Raw genomic sequence first — 13,728 nt, 5'->3', positions numbered from 1 at the left:
ACATTATGTTTTTAGTCGACTCCCATTGCCATCTTGATGGTCTGGATTATCAAACTCTGCACAAAAACGTCGATGACGTGCTGGCAAAAGCGGCCGCGCGCGATGTGAAATTTTGCCTGGCGGTCGCCACGACGCTGACTGGCTACCGCAGTATGCGCGAGCTGGTAGGGAGGCGTGACAATGTCGTTTTCTCCTGTGGCGTGCACCCGTTAAACCAGGACGAGCCCTACGAGGTGGAGACGCTGCGCACGCTGGCGGCGGAAGAGGGCGTCGTCGCGATGGGAGAGACCGGGCTGGACTATTTTTATACCCCGGAGACCAAAGCCCAGCAGCAAACCTCATTCCGTGACCATATCCGCATCGGCCGGGAGCTGAATAAGCCAGTGATCGTGCATACCCGTGACGCTCGCGCCGATACCCTGGCCATTTTACGTGAAGAAAAGGTGACGGATTGCGGAGGCGTACTACACTGTTTCACTGAGGACAGGGAGACGGCGGGTAAGCTGCTCGACATGGGGTTCTATATCTCGTTTTCCGGTATCGTCACTTTCCGTAACGCCGAGCAACTGCGCGATGCGGCGCGCTATGTTCCGCTGGATCGTCTGCTGGTGGAGACCGATTCGCCGTACCTGGCGCCGGTACCCCATCGCGGCAAAGAGAACCAGCCGGCGATGGTTCGTGACGTTGCTGAATACATGGCGGTACTGAAGGGTGTGTCGCTGGAGCAACTGGCTCAGCAGACCACCGACAATTTTGCCACGCTGTTCCACATTGACCCCGCCCGCTTGCAACCTGCTTGATCTGCTTATTATTTTAAGGCTCGTAATTAATAGCCAAAGCGAGTAAAGTTCACCGCCACAAAAGTGGCGGTGAAGGTTTTTTGGCAACATCTGGATACAACTTATGTAAGCTGATGTAAATTTTTACCGGAAGGCTGATTGAAACGTGATAGCCGTCAAACAATCATCCCGTTAATTATTTTACTCTGTGTAATAAATAAAGGGCGCTTAGATGTCCTGTCCACGGCGCGGTTCTCCCCCCGGGCCAATGCGTGAAAACGTAAAAAAGTACCAAATACTCAGGAGCACTCTCAATTATGTTTAAGAATGCATTTGCTAACCTGCAGAAGGTCGGTAAATCGCTGATGCTGCCGGTATCCGTACTGCCTATCGCAGGTATCCTGCTGGGCGTCGGTTCCGCAAACTTCAGCTGGCTGCCAGCCGTGGTCTCCCACGTTATGGCAGAAGCAGGCGGTTCTGTTTTCGCCAACATGCCGCTGATCTTCGCTATCGGTGTGGCCCTCGGCTTCACCAATAACGACGGTGTATCCGCACTGGCTGCAGTCGTAGCTTACGGCATCATGGTGAAAACCATGGCGGTGGTTGCGCCGCTGGTGCTGCATTTACCTGCTGACGAGATTGCGGCAAAACACCTGGCTGATACCGGCGTGCTTGGCGGTATTATCTCCGGTGCTATCGCCGCGTACATGTTCAACCGCTTCTATCGCATCAAGCTGCCAGAATATCTCGGCTTCTTTGCGGGCAAGCGCTTTGTACCGATTATCTCTGGTCTGGCCGCTATCTTCACCGGCGTGATCCTCTCCTTCATTTGGCCGCCGATCGGTTCCGCGATCCAGACCTTCTCCCAGTGGGCTGCTTATCAGAACCCGGTGGTGGCGTTTGGTATCTACGGTTTCATCGAGCGTTGCCTGGTGCCGTTTGGTCTGCACCACATCTGGAACGTTCCTTTCCAGATGCAGATCGGCGAATACACCAACGCGGCGGGTCAGGTATTCCACGGCGATATCCCGCGCTACATGGCAGGCGACCCGACTGCGGGCAAACTGTCTGGCGGCTTCCTGTTCAAAATGTACGGTCTGCCGGCAGCGGCTATCGCGATTTGGCACTCTGCTAAACCGGAAAACCGCGCCAAAGTGGGCGGTATCATGATCTCCGCCGCGCTGACCTCGTTCCTGACCGGTATCACCGAGCCGATCGAGTTCTCGTTCATGTTCGTGGCGCCGATCCTGTACGTTATCCATGCCATCCTGGCGGGTCTGGCGTTCCCGATCTGTATCCTGCTGGGTATGCGTGACGGTACCTCGTTCTCTCACGGCCTGATCGACTTTATCGTGCTGTCCGGTAACAGCAGCAAGCTGTGGCTGTTCCCGATCGTCGGTATCTGCTATGCGATCGTGTACTACGTCATTTTCCGCGTGCTGATTAAAGCCCTGGATCTGAAAACCCCGGGTCGTGAAGATACCACCGAAGAGAGCAAAGCTGGCGCAACCAGCGAGATGGCTCCGGCTCTGGTCGCCGCTTTCGGCGGTAAAGAGAACATCACCAACCTCGACGCATGTATTACTCGTCTGCGTGTTAGCGTGGCGGATGTAGCGAAAGTTGACCAGGCTGGCCTGAAAAAACTGGGCGCCGCTGGCGTGGTAGTGGCAGGTTCTGGCGTACAGGCCATCTTCGGTACCAAGTCCGATAACCTGAAAACTGAAATGGATGAGTACATCCGTAACAGTTAAGACGTAGTATCGGGGAGACTAAGGCAGCCAACTGGCTGCCTTTTTTACGTCACCAGATCGGCCTTCCAGAGGCGATAACCCCGCAAACTGTCCGCCAAATGCTTATTCCCTCAGCAGCTAAGTCTATAGTTGAATAAGAAAAAGAGCTTTCAGGTTGAAAGAGAGGGAGGATGTCGCTCATACTCTTACCGTAACCTGTGCGTCCGCGTTTATCTGCAGAAGCAGGCCAGCGTACGGGATAAAACTAATAAGGAATCAGTCATGGCAGAAGAAACGATTTTCAGCAAAATCATTCGCCGGGAGATCCCGTCGGATATGGTTTATCAGGATGAGCTTGTGACCGCTTTTCGCGACATCTCCCCGCAGGCGCCCACCCACATTCTGATTGTCCCGAACGTTCTGATTCCTACCGTAAATGACGTTACCACTGAACATGAACTGGCCCTGGGCCGGATGATGACCGTCGCGGCGAAGATTGCCCGCGATGAAGGCCTCGCCGACGATGGCTACCGGTTGATCGTCAACTGCAACCGTCACGGCGGCCAGGAAGTTTACCATATCCATATGCATCTGCTGGGCGGTCGTCCGCTGGGTCCGATGCTGGCGCACAAAGGCTAACGTCATGCTCAGGACCCTTTTGGGCGCGTGTCTGGCGGCGGGGCTGCTGGCCGGATGTAGTTCACATCCGGAGATCCCGGTTTCTGACCAGCAGGCGCTGGTGATGGAGTCGAGCGTGCTGGCCGCCGGGATCAGCGCCAGCGAGCCTGTCGTCGTGGCGACGGAGATCCAGGCCACCGCCTCCTCTACGCTGTATAACGAGCGCCAACAGCCGGTCACCGTGCATTATCGTTTTTTCTGGTATGACGCCCGAGGGCTGGAGATGCACCCTCTGGAGGCGCCGCGCACCATCGTGGTTCCGGCTCGCTCCTCGGTGACGTTGTATGGCAGCGCCAATATCCTGGGGGCGCATAAGGCCCGCCTTTATCTTTATCTGTAAGGGGTAATTATAATGATGAAAATGTGTCGCTATGCGTTAATCACAGCACTGGCGATATTCCTCGCAGGCTGTGCGGGGCTGCGTGAGCAGCCCGCGCCGGTAGAAGAGGCCAAACCGCAGCCGCAGCAGCCTGCGCAGCCGCAGCCCACGGTGCCGACGGTACCGGCGGTGCCATCCGTCCCGTCGCAGCCAGGACCGATTGAGCATCAGGATCAGCAGTCGGGTCAGCCGGCGCCGCGCGTGCGTCATTATGACTGGAACGGCGCGGTGCAGCCGATGGTGGGACAGATGCTGCAGGCGGGCGGGGTCAATGCCGGCAGTATTCTGCTGGTTGACAGCGTGAACAACCGCACCAACGGTTCGCTGAATGCCGGAGAAGCTACCACCGCGTTACGCAACGCGCTGGCGGGCAACGGCAAATTTACCCTTGTTTCACCGCAGCAGCTGGCGGTCGCCAAGCAGCAGTTGGGCCTGTCGCCGCAGGACAGCCTCGGCAGCCGCAGCAAAGCCATGGGCATCGCCCGCAATGTGGGCGCGCAGTATGTGCTTTACTCCAATGCCACCGGCAACGTCAACGCGCCTGAGCTGAAGATGCAGTTGATGCTGGTGCAAACCGGCGAGATTATCTGGTCAGGTAAAGGTGCTGTTCAGCAACAATAAGCTAACGCGCGACGAGCTCTTGTCGCGCTTCTTTCCCCACTATCATCCTGTCGCCTCGCTGAGCCAGACCGGCCTCAGCGGCGGCAGTGTGATTATCAGCGACGGCGACCGGGGACGAGTGCTGCGTCAGCCGCACGACCCGTCTGCCGCTGCCTGTTATTTTCGCCGTCAGTATCGCGCGCTGCGCCGGCTGCCTGCCAGGCTGGCGCCCAACCCCCTGTTTTACTCGCCCTGCTGGATGGTGGTGGAGTATTGCGCGGGTGAGGTGAAAAGCGAGTTACCTGACTGCCCGCAGCTGTCTGGCTTATTGTATGATTTGCATCAGCAACCGCGGTTCGGCTGGCGTGTGAGTCTCGGGCCGCTGCTGGTGCAGTACTGGCAGAGGAGCGATCCGGCCCGGCGTACGCCGCGCTGGCTACGCTGGCACCAGCGGCTGTGCCGCCGGGGCGAGCCTCGTCCTCTGCGCCTGGCGCCGCTGCATATGGACGTCCATGCCGGCAATATTATCCACAGCGACGCCGGTCTGAAGCTGATCGACTGGGAATATGCCGGCGATGGCGATATCGCGCTGGAGCTGGCCGCCGTATGGATCGCCCCGGGCGAGCGCCGCCAGCTGGTGACGGCGTATGCCCGGCGGGCGGCCATCGACCCGCAGCAGCTATGGCGGCAGGTGGCGCGCTGGCGTCCGTGGGTACTGCTGCTGATGGCGGGCTGGTATGAAATGCGCTGGCGGCAGAGCGGGGATCGGCAATTTATCACGCTGGCAGATGAAACATGGTGTCAGTTAGACAACGAACGCAAAGGATAAGAGAGGTCAGTGTGGGCCCAGTGATGTTGGATGTTGAAGGGTATGAACTGGATGCGGAAGAGCGAGAGATTCTGGCGCATCCGCTGGTGGGAGGGTTGATCCTCTTCACCCGAAATTATCACGATCCGGCGCAGCTGCGGGAGCTGGTGCGCCAGATCCGCGAAGCCTCCCGTAACCATCTGGTGGTGGCGGTCGATCAGGAAGGGGGACGCGTTCAGCGTTTCCGCGAAGGCTTTACCCGTTTACCGGCGGCCCAGTCTTTCGCCGCGCTGCTGGGGATGGAAGAGGGGGGCAAACTGGCCGCCGAGGCCGGCTGGCTGATGGCCAGCGAAATGATCGCCATGGACATCGATATTAGCTTTGCGCCGGTGCTGGACGTCGGCCATATCAGCGCCGCGATCGGCGAACGTTCTTATCATGAAGATCCGCAGAAAGCGCTGACGATGGCGCGTCACTTCATTGACGGCATGCACGCTGCGGGCATGAAAACCACCGGCAAACACTTCCCGGGACACGGGGCGGTGACTGCCGATTCGCATAAAGAAACCCCGTTCGATCCGCGTCCGGCATCGGTTATCCGCGACCACGATATGGCGATATTCAAAAGCCTTATCGCCGAGCAGCGTCTGGATGCCATTATGCCGGCGCATGTGATTTATCCGGAGCTCGATCCGCGCCCGGCCAGCGGTTCAGCGTACTGGCTGAAGACGGTGTTGCGCGGCGAGCTGGGCTTCGACGGGGTGATTTTCTCCGACGATCTGTCGATGGAAGGGGCGGCGATCATGGGCAGCTATGCCGAACGCGGCCAGGCATCGCTCGACGCCGGTTGCGATATGATACTGGTCTGCAATAATCGTAAGGGCGCGGTCAGTGTGCTGGATAACCTGTCGCCGATCAAAGCAGAGCGTGTTACGAAATTGTATCATAAAGGTTCCTTTTCCCGTCAGGAGTTAAGGGATTCAGCCCGTTGGAAAACGGTGAGTGCCCAGCTGGAGCAGCTTCATGCGCGCTGGCAAGAGGCGAAGTCCGCGTAACGCTCTGCGGGGCGTTGTTGTCTGGTGAGGATGCGATGATTATCTATTTACACGGTTTTGACTCGAACAGCCCCGGTAACCACGAGAAGGTGATGCAGTTGCAGTTTATTGACCCTGACGTGCGGTTGATAAGCTACAGCACGCGCCACCCCAAGCACGACATGCAGCATTTGCTGAAAGAGGTCGATAAAATGCTGCAGCTTACCGCCGATGACCGGCCGCTGATCTGCGGCGTTGGGCTCGGCGGTTACTGGGCTGAGCGGATTGGTTTCCTGTGCGATATTCGTCAGGCGGTGTTCAATCCGAACCTGTTTCCGCATGAGAATATGGAAGGCAAAATCGACCGACCGGAAGAGTATGCTGACATCGCCACCAAGTGCGTGACCAACTTTCGCGAGAAGAACCGCGATCGCTGCCTGGTGGTGCTTTCCCGGCAGGACGAAGCGCTGGACAGCCAGCGTTCCGCCGACCTTTTGCACCACTATTATGAAATTATCTGGGATGAAGAGCAGACCCATAAGTTTAAAAACATCTCGCCGCACCTGCAGCGGCTGAAAGCGTTTAAAACCCTCGGTTAAGCCTTTTTCCCCTGTCTCCAAACCCGCGCCGGGTTCACCGCGCGGGTTTTTTCATGTCTACACTTATTGGTTTCGCTGAAAAAATACGCGACAAAACTTGATGCACATCAATTTTGGTATGACCAATGCACCGTTCATGGTATTCTCGACAGTGCTGAATGGTTTCATTGACGTAACTTGTTGTTAAATAAAGGCTATTTTAATAACTTTTATTTAACAATTGGTTAATAATTTTAGGGGTACACATGACTACGCCATTGAAAAAAATCGTAATTGTGGGTGGCGGCGCAGGCGGACTGGAACTGGCAACTCAGCTGGGGAAAAAGTTAGGGCGCCATAAGAAAGCGAAAATCACCCTGGTGGACCGTAACCACAGCCATCTGTGGAAGCCGCTGCTGCACGAAGTGGCCACCGGTTCTCTGGATGAAGGCGTTGATGCGCTGAGCTATCTGGCCCATGCCCGCAACCACGGCTTCCAGTTCCAGCTGGGGTCGGTGGTCGATATCAATCGCGAAGGGAAGACCATCACCCTCGGCGAGCTGCGCAATGAAAAAGGCGAGCTGCTGGTGGCTGAGCGTAAACTGCCGTACGACACGCTGGTAATGGCGCTGGGCAGTACCTCGAATGACTTTAACACCCCTGGGGTGAAAGAGAACTGCATTTTCCTCGACAACCCGCATCAGGCGCGTCGTTTCCATCAGGAGATGCTCAACCTGTTCCTTAAGTACTCCGCGAACCTTGGCGCTAACGGTAAAGTGAACATTGCCATCGTCGGCGGCGGCGCCACCGGCGTGGAACTCTCCGCTGAGTTGCATAATGCCGTGAAACAGCTGCACAGCTACGGTTACAAAGGGCTGACCAACGAAGCGCTGAACGTCACGCTGGTCGAAGCGGGCGAACGCATTCTGCCTGCGCTGCCGCCGCGCATTTCCGGCGCGGCGCACAATGAGCTGACCAAGCTGGGCGTACGGGTGCTGACGCAGACCATGGTCACCAGCGCCGATGCGGGCGGCCTGCACACCAAAGATGGCGAATATATTGAAGCGGATCTGATGGTCTGGGCGGCCGGGATCAAAGCGCCAGATTTCATGAAAGAGATCGGCGGCCTGGAAACCAACCGTATCAATCAGCTGGTGGTTGAGCCGACGCTGCAGACCACCCGCGACGCGGATATTTTCGCCATCGGCGATTGCGCCTCCTGCGCCCGTCCGGAAGGCGGGTTTGTGCCACCGCGTGCTCAGGCGGCGCACCAGATGGCCACCTGCGCGCTGAATAACATCCTCGCGCAGATGAAAGGCAAACCGCTGAAGGCGTATACCTATAAAGATCATGGCTCGCTGGTGTCGCTGTCCAATTACTCCACCGTCGGCAGCCTGATGGGCAACCTGATGCGCGGCTCGATGATGGTGGAAGGGCGCATTGCGCGCTTCGTGTACATCTCCCTGTACCGTATGCACCAGATCGCCCTGCACGGCTATTTCAAAACCGGCCTGATGATGCTGGTTGGTCGCATCAACCGCATCATTCGCCCGCGTCTCAAGCTGCACTAATCGCTATCGCGACCCGGAGCGCGCCCTGGCGGCGCCTCCGGGCTCTTCTGCTGAACCGGCGGGGATCCCGCTCGGAATCCTCTGAATCCCTTTGATTTGCAGCGAATTCTCGCACTTTTCATCCGCTATCTGATTTGCGCCTTCCCGGGTCCGGTTGCAAAATTGTATCAACAGCAACAAAGGAGGATCTCCCGTGAATAAATCTATGTTGGCGGGTATAGGGATAGGCGTGGCTGCCGCGCTGGGCGTTGCAGCTGTCGCTGGTCTCAACGTGTTAGATCGCGGCCCGCAGTATGCGCAAGTGGTCTCCAGTACACCGATTAAAGAAACCGTGAAAACGCCGCGCCAGGAATGCCGTAATGTCACCGTGACCCATCGTCGTCCGGTACAGGATGAAAACCGCATCGCCGGTTCCGTGCTGGGCGCGGTGGCGGGCGGAGTGATTGGCCACCAGTTCGGCGGCGGTCACGGACGCAGCGTGGCGACGGTGGTGGGCGCGCTGGGCGGCGGCTATGCCGGTAACCAGATCCAGGGCGCGATGCAGGATAACGACACCTACACCACCACGCAGCAGCGCTGCAAAACGGTGTATGACAAATCCGACAAAATGCTGGGCTACGATGTGACCTATAAGATAGGCGATCAGCAGGGGAAAATCCGTATGGATCACGATCCTGGCAGCCAGATCCCGCTGGACAACAACGGCCAGCTGGTCCTGAACAACAAAATCTAAAAACAGATTTGTGTAATGATTAGCCCCTCAATCGCTCAGGCTGAGGGGCTTTTTTTGTCAGAAAGTTAACGCGTAATTCAGACCGAAGGTACGGCCACGGCCTTTATATTCATACAGCGACGAGCTGCCGTAGGTTGGGCTGTAGAGCAGCGGCGCGCGCTGGCCCCAGATGGTGACATAATCTTCGTTAAGCAGGTTTTCGATACTGAAGGTCAGTTTCCCCACCGGCAGCGCGTAACTGCCGATAAAATCGACGGTATTATAGCCTTCCAGCTTGTTGCCGGCGGCGTCGCTGAGGTCAAACACCTGCTGGCTCTGCACGCGCAGGCTCCACGGATCCGGCGCCCAGCCTACCCAGGCGGTGGCTTTGGACGGCGAGGCGAGGGTGACGTCCCATTTTTGCCAGCGGCCATCGGTCTGCACCTGTGATTTCAGCACGTTGAAGTTGCCGCCGACGCTCCAGTCGCTGTCCGGAATAAAGTAATCGACCGCTCCCTCAACGCCGTAAATACGCCGCTTGTCGGACTGAACATCGATGGTCATGTCGGTACGGTTGACCACGATGGTCTTATCCGAAGTCGAGTAATACGCCGCCAGCTGGGTGCGCAGGTTATCGCCGGTGTAGCGCCAGCCCAGCTCATACGAGTTAACTTTGATCCCCTGCAGCGGCGAGTCATCGACGTTGACGCTGGAGAGCAGCGGCAGATGACCATTGACCGCGGCGCCGTATTTCCCGATGCCATAGTATTTACCCGGATCCGGCAGCTCAACGCCCTGCGAGAAGTTAAACCAGGTCTGTTGACGCTCGGTCAGATGGGCGACGATCCCGGCGTTAAACAGGAAGTTGTCATAATCGGTTTTGCCGCCTTTGATGGCGTCGGCGGAGCGCGCTTTGCCGTTGGCGATATCCTGTTGCTGGGCGTAGCCGACAAAGTCGTCAACCCGGTTTTCGGTCCACTGGTAGCGAACCCCGCCGCTGATGGTAAAGATATCGTTCAGATCGTAGCTTGACTGCAGGAACGGCGCGACGTTGGAGATGCTGTATCCCGGGTAGCGGCCGGTGGTATAGATCGATTCGTTGTGCAGCCCACCGGAAGCCAGCGATTGTTGCAGATCGAAGAACATCTGATTGGCATTGAAGGTCTCATGATCGGCGTCGAGACCCCAGGTGAGATCCCAGCCCGCCAGCGGCTGACTGTTCAGGGTCAGCTTTGCCCCATACTGATCGGTATCCTGCTGCGACGAGGAGAAACTGCTGACCTGGCCTTTGCTGAGCGTCGGGAACGGATAGAAGGTGAGGGATTCATCGCGATAGTACACCTGGCTCACCAGATTCTGACCGAAGAAGTCGGCATCGGAGTACTGGAGGCTGATCAGATGGCGCTCGGTGCCGGGGATACGATCGGAATTGAGCCCATCGGTGGTGTACGCTTTGCCGCCGCTGGTCACCGCGGACATATTCTTTCCGAGCCACAGGCCATAGTCATCATCGCCCTGGCTTTTATAATACTGGGTGACCAGCTGCAGCTGGCGGTTGTCGTCGATCTCGATCGTCCCCGTTCCCATGACGTCCAGACGGTCAGAGTGCTGGAGCCCCGTTTGGGTGTTATCGAGGAGCAGCGCATCGTTGTTGCCATCGTACCAGCCGCCGAAACGCTGATAGGCTACCGATAAACGCCCGGACGCGTGGTCTGTCCCGCCGCTGACGGCCGCTGCGACGCGCTCATCATGATCGTTGCTGTTCGCAAACCCGCTCTTGCTGCCCACCTCAAGATCGACCTGCCGATCCTGCTGCCCTTTTTTGGTGACGATGTTGATAAGTCCGCCGGTACTGCCGCCGCCGTACAGTGAGGTCGCCCCGGAGATCACTTCGATATGTTCGATGTTGAACGGATCGATGGCGTCGAGCTGGCGACTGTCGGTGCGTGAGGAGTTGAGCCGGACGCCGTCAATCAGCACGACGATGGCGCGCCCGCGCATGTTCATCCCGTAATTGGTGCGCCCCTGGCTGCTGACATCGATGCCCGGGATCAGCTGAGCCAGCACGTCTTTGAACTCTTTCCCGCCCTGGACCTGCTGCTCAATCTCCTGGCCCTCAATGACCCAGGTGGTTTGGGCCATCTCGGCCACGGTGCGGTGGGTGCGGTTCGCGCTAACGATGATGCTGTCTTCATCAGATTGAGCCGCCAGCGCAGGCAGCGCGCTGGCCAGCAGCAGAGGGTGGAGCACCCAGAGGCGCTTTTTCATATCCATTCCTTTTATGAGCAAGTTGCTTTGTCGTTGTTATGGGCCGGCGTCGGCCGGTATTCGTTACAATGCGAAACATCTGGAAAAACTCAAAAAAGGATTTTGCACATAATGAATATCGCAATCAATATCATTTGCGTTTATCTTGCGCGAGAAAAGGTAATAAAAATCAATCTATTTTGTGGGGGTAAAGCGAAACGGCGGGCGGTTCCGGCGGCAGAATACCGCCGGAAGCGGGGCGCATCAGGACTCGAGGACCAGCGGCCAGAGACGGAGAGTGGTGTCAGTGATTTGCATCAGTTTGTCGAAATCGGCGCCTTCCCGTGCGCTGATGGACATCCCCTGCAGGACACAGTTGAGAAACTGCGCGAGCTGCGCCACGTCGCGGCCCGCAGGCAGTTCGCCCTGCGCTTGCCGCTGCTGCAGAAACTGGGTTAGCGCCTGCTCCTGCATCGCATGGCGGGATTTGATGGTGTTGGCGATATCCGTCGAGGAGGCGGCCAGCGCGGCGGAGGTATTGATGATAAAGCAGCCGGCCGGCGTCTCTTTGCTGGTAAAGCAGGTGGCGACCGCGGTGAAATAGTCGCGCAACGCCCGATCGACGGTTTTTCCCTCAGCAAACAGCACGGCTTCGTGCTTCGCGGCAAAGCGCGAAATGTAACGATCCAATACTGCGCGGAACAGTCCTTCTTTATTCACAAATTCCGCATACAGGGTGGGGGCTTTTGCTCCTGTCGCCTCGACCAGATCGGCGAGCGAGGTCGCCTCATAGCCGTGCTGCCAGAAGAGTGTCATGGCTTTGTCCAGCGCCGCATCCCTGTCGAACACCTTCGGTCGGCCACGGCTTTTTTTGGCGCAACTTTGAACGTCAGTTGTCATGATGCCGTTGTACCTATGTTGGTTTGGTGAATGGCCATTATAAAAATAAACGATCGCCGGGGCCAGCGCTGTTGGTTCAAAAATAAATAATTCATATGCGTATGAAAATTAAGCATTTTATAAATAGTTAAACGATCGTTATAAAAATGCGTTGACGTGTGACTTAGATCACATTATTATTTACCTATCGATCGTTAAGTTAATGCTTACGACCCTACTATAAAATTCATCTGCATAGGTATAATAATCATGAAAACCGTTAATACTCTGGCTATTGCCGCCGTGCTTAGCTCCCTCTCTTTCGCCAGCTTTGCCGCTGTTGAGGTGCAGTCCACCCCAGCCGGCCAGCATAAAGTGGGCACCATCTCTGCGTCCGCAGGGACTAATCTGGGGTCGCTGGAAGACCAGCTGGCGCAGAAAGCGGATGAAATGGGCGCCACCTCATACCGTATTACTTCGGTAACTGGTCCGAATACTCTTCACGGTACCGCGGTTATCTACAAGTAAACCCGATGCGTCGCTGCCCGGCCCCCTTCACCGGTCAGCGATGAGTAAGACCCTGTTGTACCCCTGTTTGACCCTTGCCAACAAAAAACCCGCCGTCAGGCGGGTTTTTTGTTTTCTGCAGCGTGAGGTTACAGCGACTGCGGACCAGGGTCGGCATGACGGGTAACGTCAATGGGCATGCCCGAGCGGTAATTCATCGCGCGCTCCATTACCGTACCGTCGGTCTGCGGCGCCTGTTTGAACGCCTTCATGGCCGCGTTAAGCGTAATAGGCAGCGTCTGCGGGTCGTCATCGATATGCTCAGACAGCGGCTGGTGGATTTCGACCAGACGGCGGCCGTCCGGCTCCACCGACGCCTTAATCGGCGTGTTGATAATATTCACCTTCGTGCCCGGCGAGATCGTGTTGTACAGCGCCTTGATATCGTTGTCGCGCAGACGAATACAGCCGGAGCTGACGCGCATGCCGATGCCGAAATCGGCATTGGTGCCGTGCAGGAGATAGACTCCGCCATAGGCGGCAAGGCGGATAGCGTGATGGCCCATCGGGTTGTCAGGACCGGCAGGCACCACTGTCGGCAGCTCAATCCCCATCGCTTTGTAGCGCGCGCGAATGTTAGCGGTTGGCGTCCAGGTCGGATTAGCCCGCTTGTCGGACACGGTGGTGACCATCGTCGGTGTGATGGTGGTTCCGCCCAGTTGGCCGATGCCGATCGGGTAGACAGTCACTTCATTCTTGCCCGGCGGGTAATAGTAGAGGCGCAGTTCGGCAAGGTTGATCACCAGCCCTTCGCGCGGCGCATCGGGCAGCAGCGTCTGCAGGGGGATAGTCAGCACGCTGCCGGCGCGCGGAACATAGGGGTCTACCCCGGGATTGGCCTGCAGCAGGGCCAGAAAGCCGACATTGTACTTTTTGGCAATCGCCTCCAGCGAACCGCCGTTATCCTGCACCACATGGAACTGATTCTGCCCCACCAGCCGGCTGCCCGGCGGGGGAAGGGGCCAGGTGTTAGCGTGCGCAGGCAGCGCCAGCGCGGCAACCAGCGCGACCAGCGCCAGCGCCAGCGCCAGGGGGAAACGGTTTCTCATTACCATAACTCCAAAATATATAACTGGTTATTTTTATATGAAAAAGGAGATGAGATTATGGCGTGAGTCTGTGTGGGGAAATCCAGGCGGATTGCAAAATGTTTGTAAAGATTGCCA

The 13,728-nt window shown here is 57.2% G+C and carries 16 protein-coding genes; 12 read left to right on the top strand and 4 right to left on the bottom strand.

What is annotated here, in order from left to right:
• Positions 1–5 precede the first annotated feature (5 nt).
• The 10 genes from K5R89_RS18760 to K5R89_RS18715 all read left to right on the top strand — a co-directional run bounded on the left by K5R89_RS18760 (position 6) and on the right by K5R89_RS18715 (position 8,890).
• Positions 6–800, top strand: coding sequence for a metal-dependent hydrolase (locus K5R89_RS18760; RefSeq protein WP_087827181.1), 795 nt, complete (start codon positions 6–8; stop codon positions 798–800).
• 296 nt (positions 801–1,096) lie between these two features.
• Positions 1,097–2,530, top strand: a complete 1,434-nt coding sequence (ptsG, locus tag K5R89_RS18755) for a PTS glucose transporter subunit IIBC (protein ID WP_002900680.1) — start codon at positions 1,097–1,099, stop codon at positions 2,528–2,530.
• Positions 2,531–2,791: 261 nt separating this feature from the next.
• On the top strand, positions 2,792–3,148 hold the full coding sequence (gene hinT, locus K5R89_RS18750) for a purine nucleoside phosphoramidase (protein ID WP_032452442.1): 357 nt from the start codon (positions 2,792–2,794) through the stop codon (positions 3,146–3,148).
• A 4-nt stretch (positions 3,149–3,152) separates the two neighbouring features.
• A complete protein-coding gene (locus tag K5R89_RS18745) occupies positions 3,153–3,527 on the top strand; it encodes a YcfL family protein (protein WP_004204572.1) in 375 nt (124 codons plus the stop codon).
• Between the two features lie 21 nt (positions 3,528–3,548).
• Entirely contained in the window at positions 3,549–4,187 is a 639-nt protein-coding gene (gene lpoB, locus K5R89_RS18740) for a penicillin-binding protein activator LpoB (protein WP_072096711.1), read from the top strand.
• The gene (thiK, locus tag K5R89_RS18735; RefSeq protein WP_217259091.1) at positions 4,168–4,995 is read left to right on the top strand and encodes a thiamine kinase; all 828 of its coding nucleotides are present in this window, start codon (positions 4,168–4,170) and stop codon (positions 4,993–4,995) included. The genes lpoB and thiK overlap by 20 nt, the downstream gene beginning before the upstream one ends.
• 23 nt (positions 4,996–5,018) lie before the next feature.
• Positions 5,019–6,029, top strand: coding sequence for a beta-N-acetylhexosaminidase (nagZ, locus tag K5R89_RS18730; RefSeq protein ID WP_072199202.1), 1,011 nt, complete (start codon positions 5,019–5,021; stop codon positions 6,027–6,029).
• A gap of 35 nt (positions 6,030–6,064) precedes the next feature.
• The gene (gene ycfP / locus K5R89_RS18725; RefSeq protein ID WP_002900775.1) at positions 6,065–6,607 is read left to right on the top strand and encodes an alpha/beta hydrolase YcfP; all 543 of its coding nucleotides are present in this window, start codon (positions 6,065–6,067) and stop codon (positions 6,605–6,607) included.
• A 245-nt stretch (positions 6,608–6,852) separates the two neighbouring features.
• Complete coding sequence (locus tag K5R89_RS18720; RefSeq protein ID WP_008805997.1) at positions 6,853–8,157, top strand: NAD(P)/FAD-dependent oxidoreductase; 1,305 nt, start codon at positions 6,853–6,855, stop codon at positions 8,155–8,157.
• Positions 8,158–8,350: 193 nt separating this feature from the next.
• Complete coding sequence (locus K5R89_RS18715; protein WP_002900781.1) at positions 8,351–8,890, top strand: glycine zipper 2TM domain-containing protein; 540 nt, start codon at positions 8,351–8,353, stop codon at positions 8,888–8,890.
• Between the two features lie 57 nt (positions 8,891–8,947).
• On the opposite strand, the gene K5R89_RS18710 is transcribed toward K5R89_RS18715, so the two are convergent.
• The gene (locus K5R89_RS18710) at positions 8,948–11,137 is read right to left on the bottom strand and encodes a TonB-dependent siderophore receptor (protein ID WP_048297236.1); all 2,190 of its coding nucleotides are present in this window, start codon (positions 11,135–11,137) and stop codon (positions 8,948–8,950) included.
• Between the two features lie 68 nt (positions 11,138–11,205).
• On the opposite strand from K5R89_RS18710, the gene K5R89_RS18705 reads away from it, so the two are divergent.
• Complete coding sequence (locus tag K5R89_RS18705; RefSeq protein WP_004140642.1) at positions 11,206–11,328, top strand: hypothetical protein; 123 nt, start codon at positions 11,206–11,208, stop codon at positions 11,326–11,328.
• A 52-nt stretch (positions 11,329–11,380) separates the two neighbouring features.
• Here the strand turns inward: K5R89_RS18705 and K5R89_RS18700 are convergent, their stop codons facing one another.
• Positions 11,381–12,016, bottom strand: coding sequence for a TetR/AcrR family transcriptional regulator (locus K5R89_RS18700; protein WP_023289148.1), 636 nt, complete (start codon positions 12,014–12,016; stop codon positions 11,381–11,383).
• Positions 12,013–12,132 (bottom strand): hypothetical protein, encoded by a 120-nt coding sequence (locus K5R89_RS18695; RefSeq protein ID WP_044522093.1) that lies wholly within the window; start codon positions 12,130–12,132, stop codon positions 12,013–12,015. The genes K5R89_RS18700 and K5R89_RS18695 overlap by 4 nt, the downstream gene beginning before the upstream one ends.
• Before the next feature lie 133 nt (positions 12,133–12,265).
• Between K5R89_RS18695 and bhsA the strand changes: the two genes are divergently transcribed.
• Positions 12,266–12,523, top strand: coding sequence for a multiple stress resistance protein BhsA (bhsA, locus tag K5R89_RS18690; protein ID WP_002900788.1), 258 nt, complete (start codon positions 12,266–12,268; stop codon positions 12,521–12,523).
• A gap of 128 nt (positions 12,524–12,651) precedes the next feature.
• Here the strand turns inward: bhsA and K5R89_RS18685 are convergent, their stop codons facing one another.
• A complete protein-coding gene (locus K5R89_RS18685) occupies positions 12,652–13,611 on the bottom strand; it encodes a L,D-transpeptidase family protein (protein ID WP_101989516.1) in 960 nt (319 codons plus the stop codon).
• Between the last annotated feature and the right edge of the window lie 117 nt (positions 13,612–13,728).

It is taken from the genome of Klebsiella sp. TF21-TM, from assembly GCF_019753495.1.
GTDB classification, from domain to species: Bacteria; Pseudomonadota; Gammaproteobacteria; order Enterobacterales; family Enterobacteriaceae; genus Klebsiella; species Klebsiella quasipneumoniae.
The sequence above is the reverse complement of the archived record's forward strand: the minus strand, read 5'-3'. Positions and strand labels throughout refer to the sequence as shown.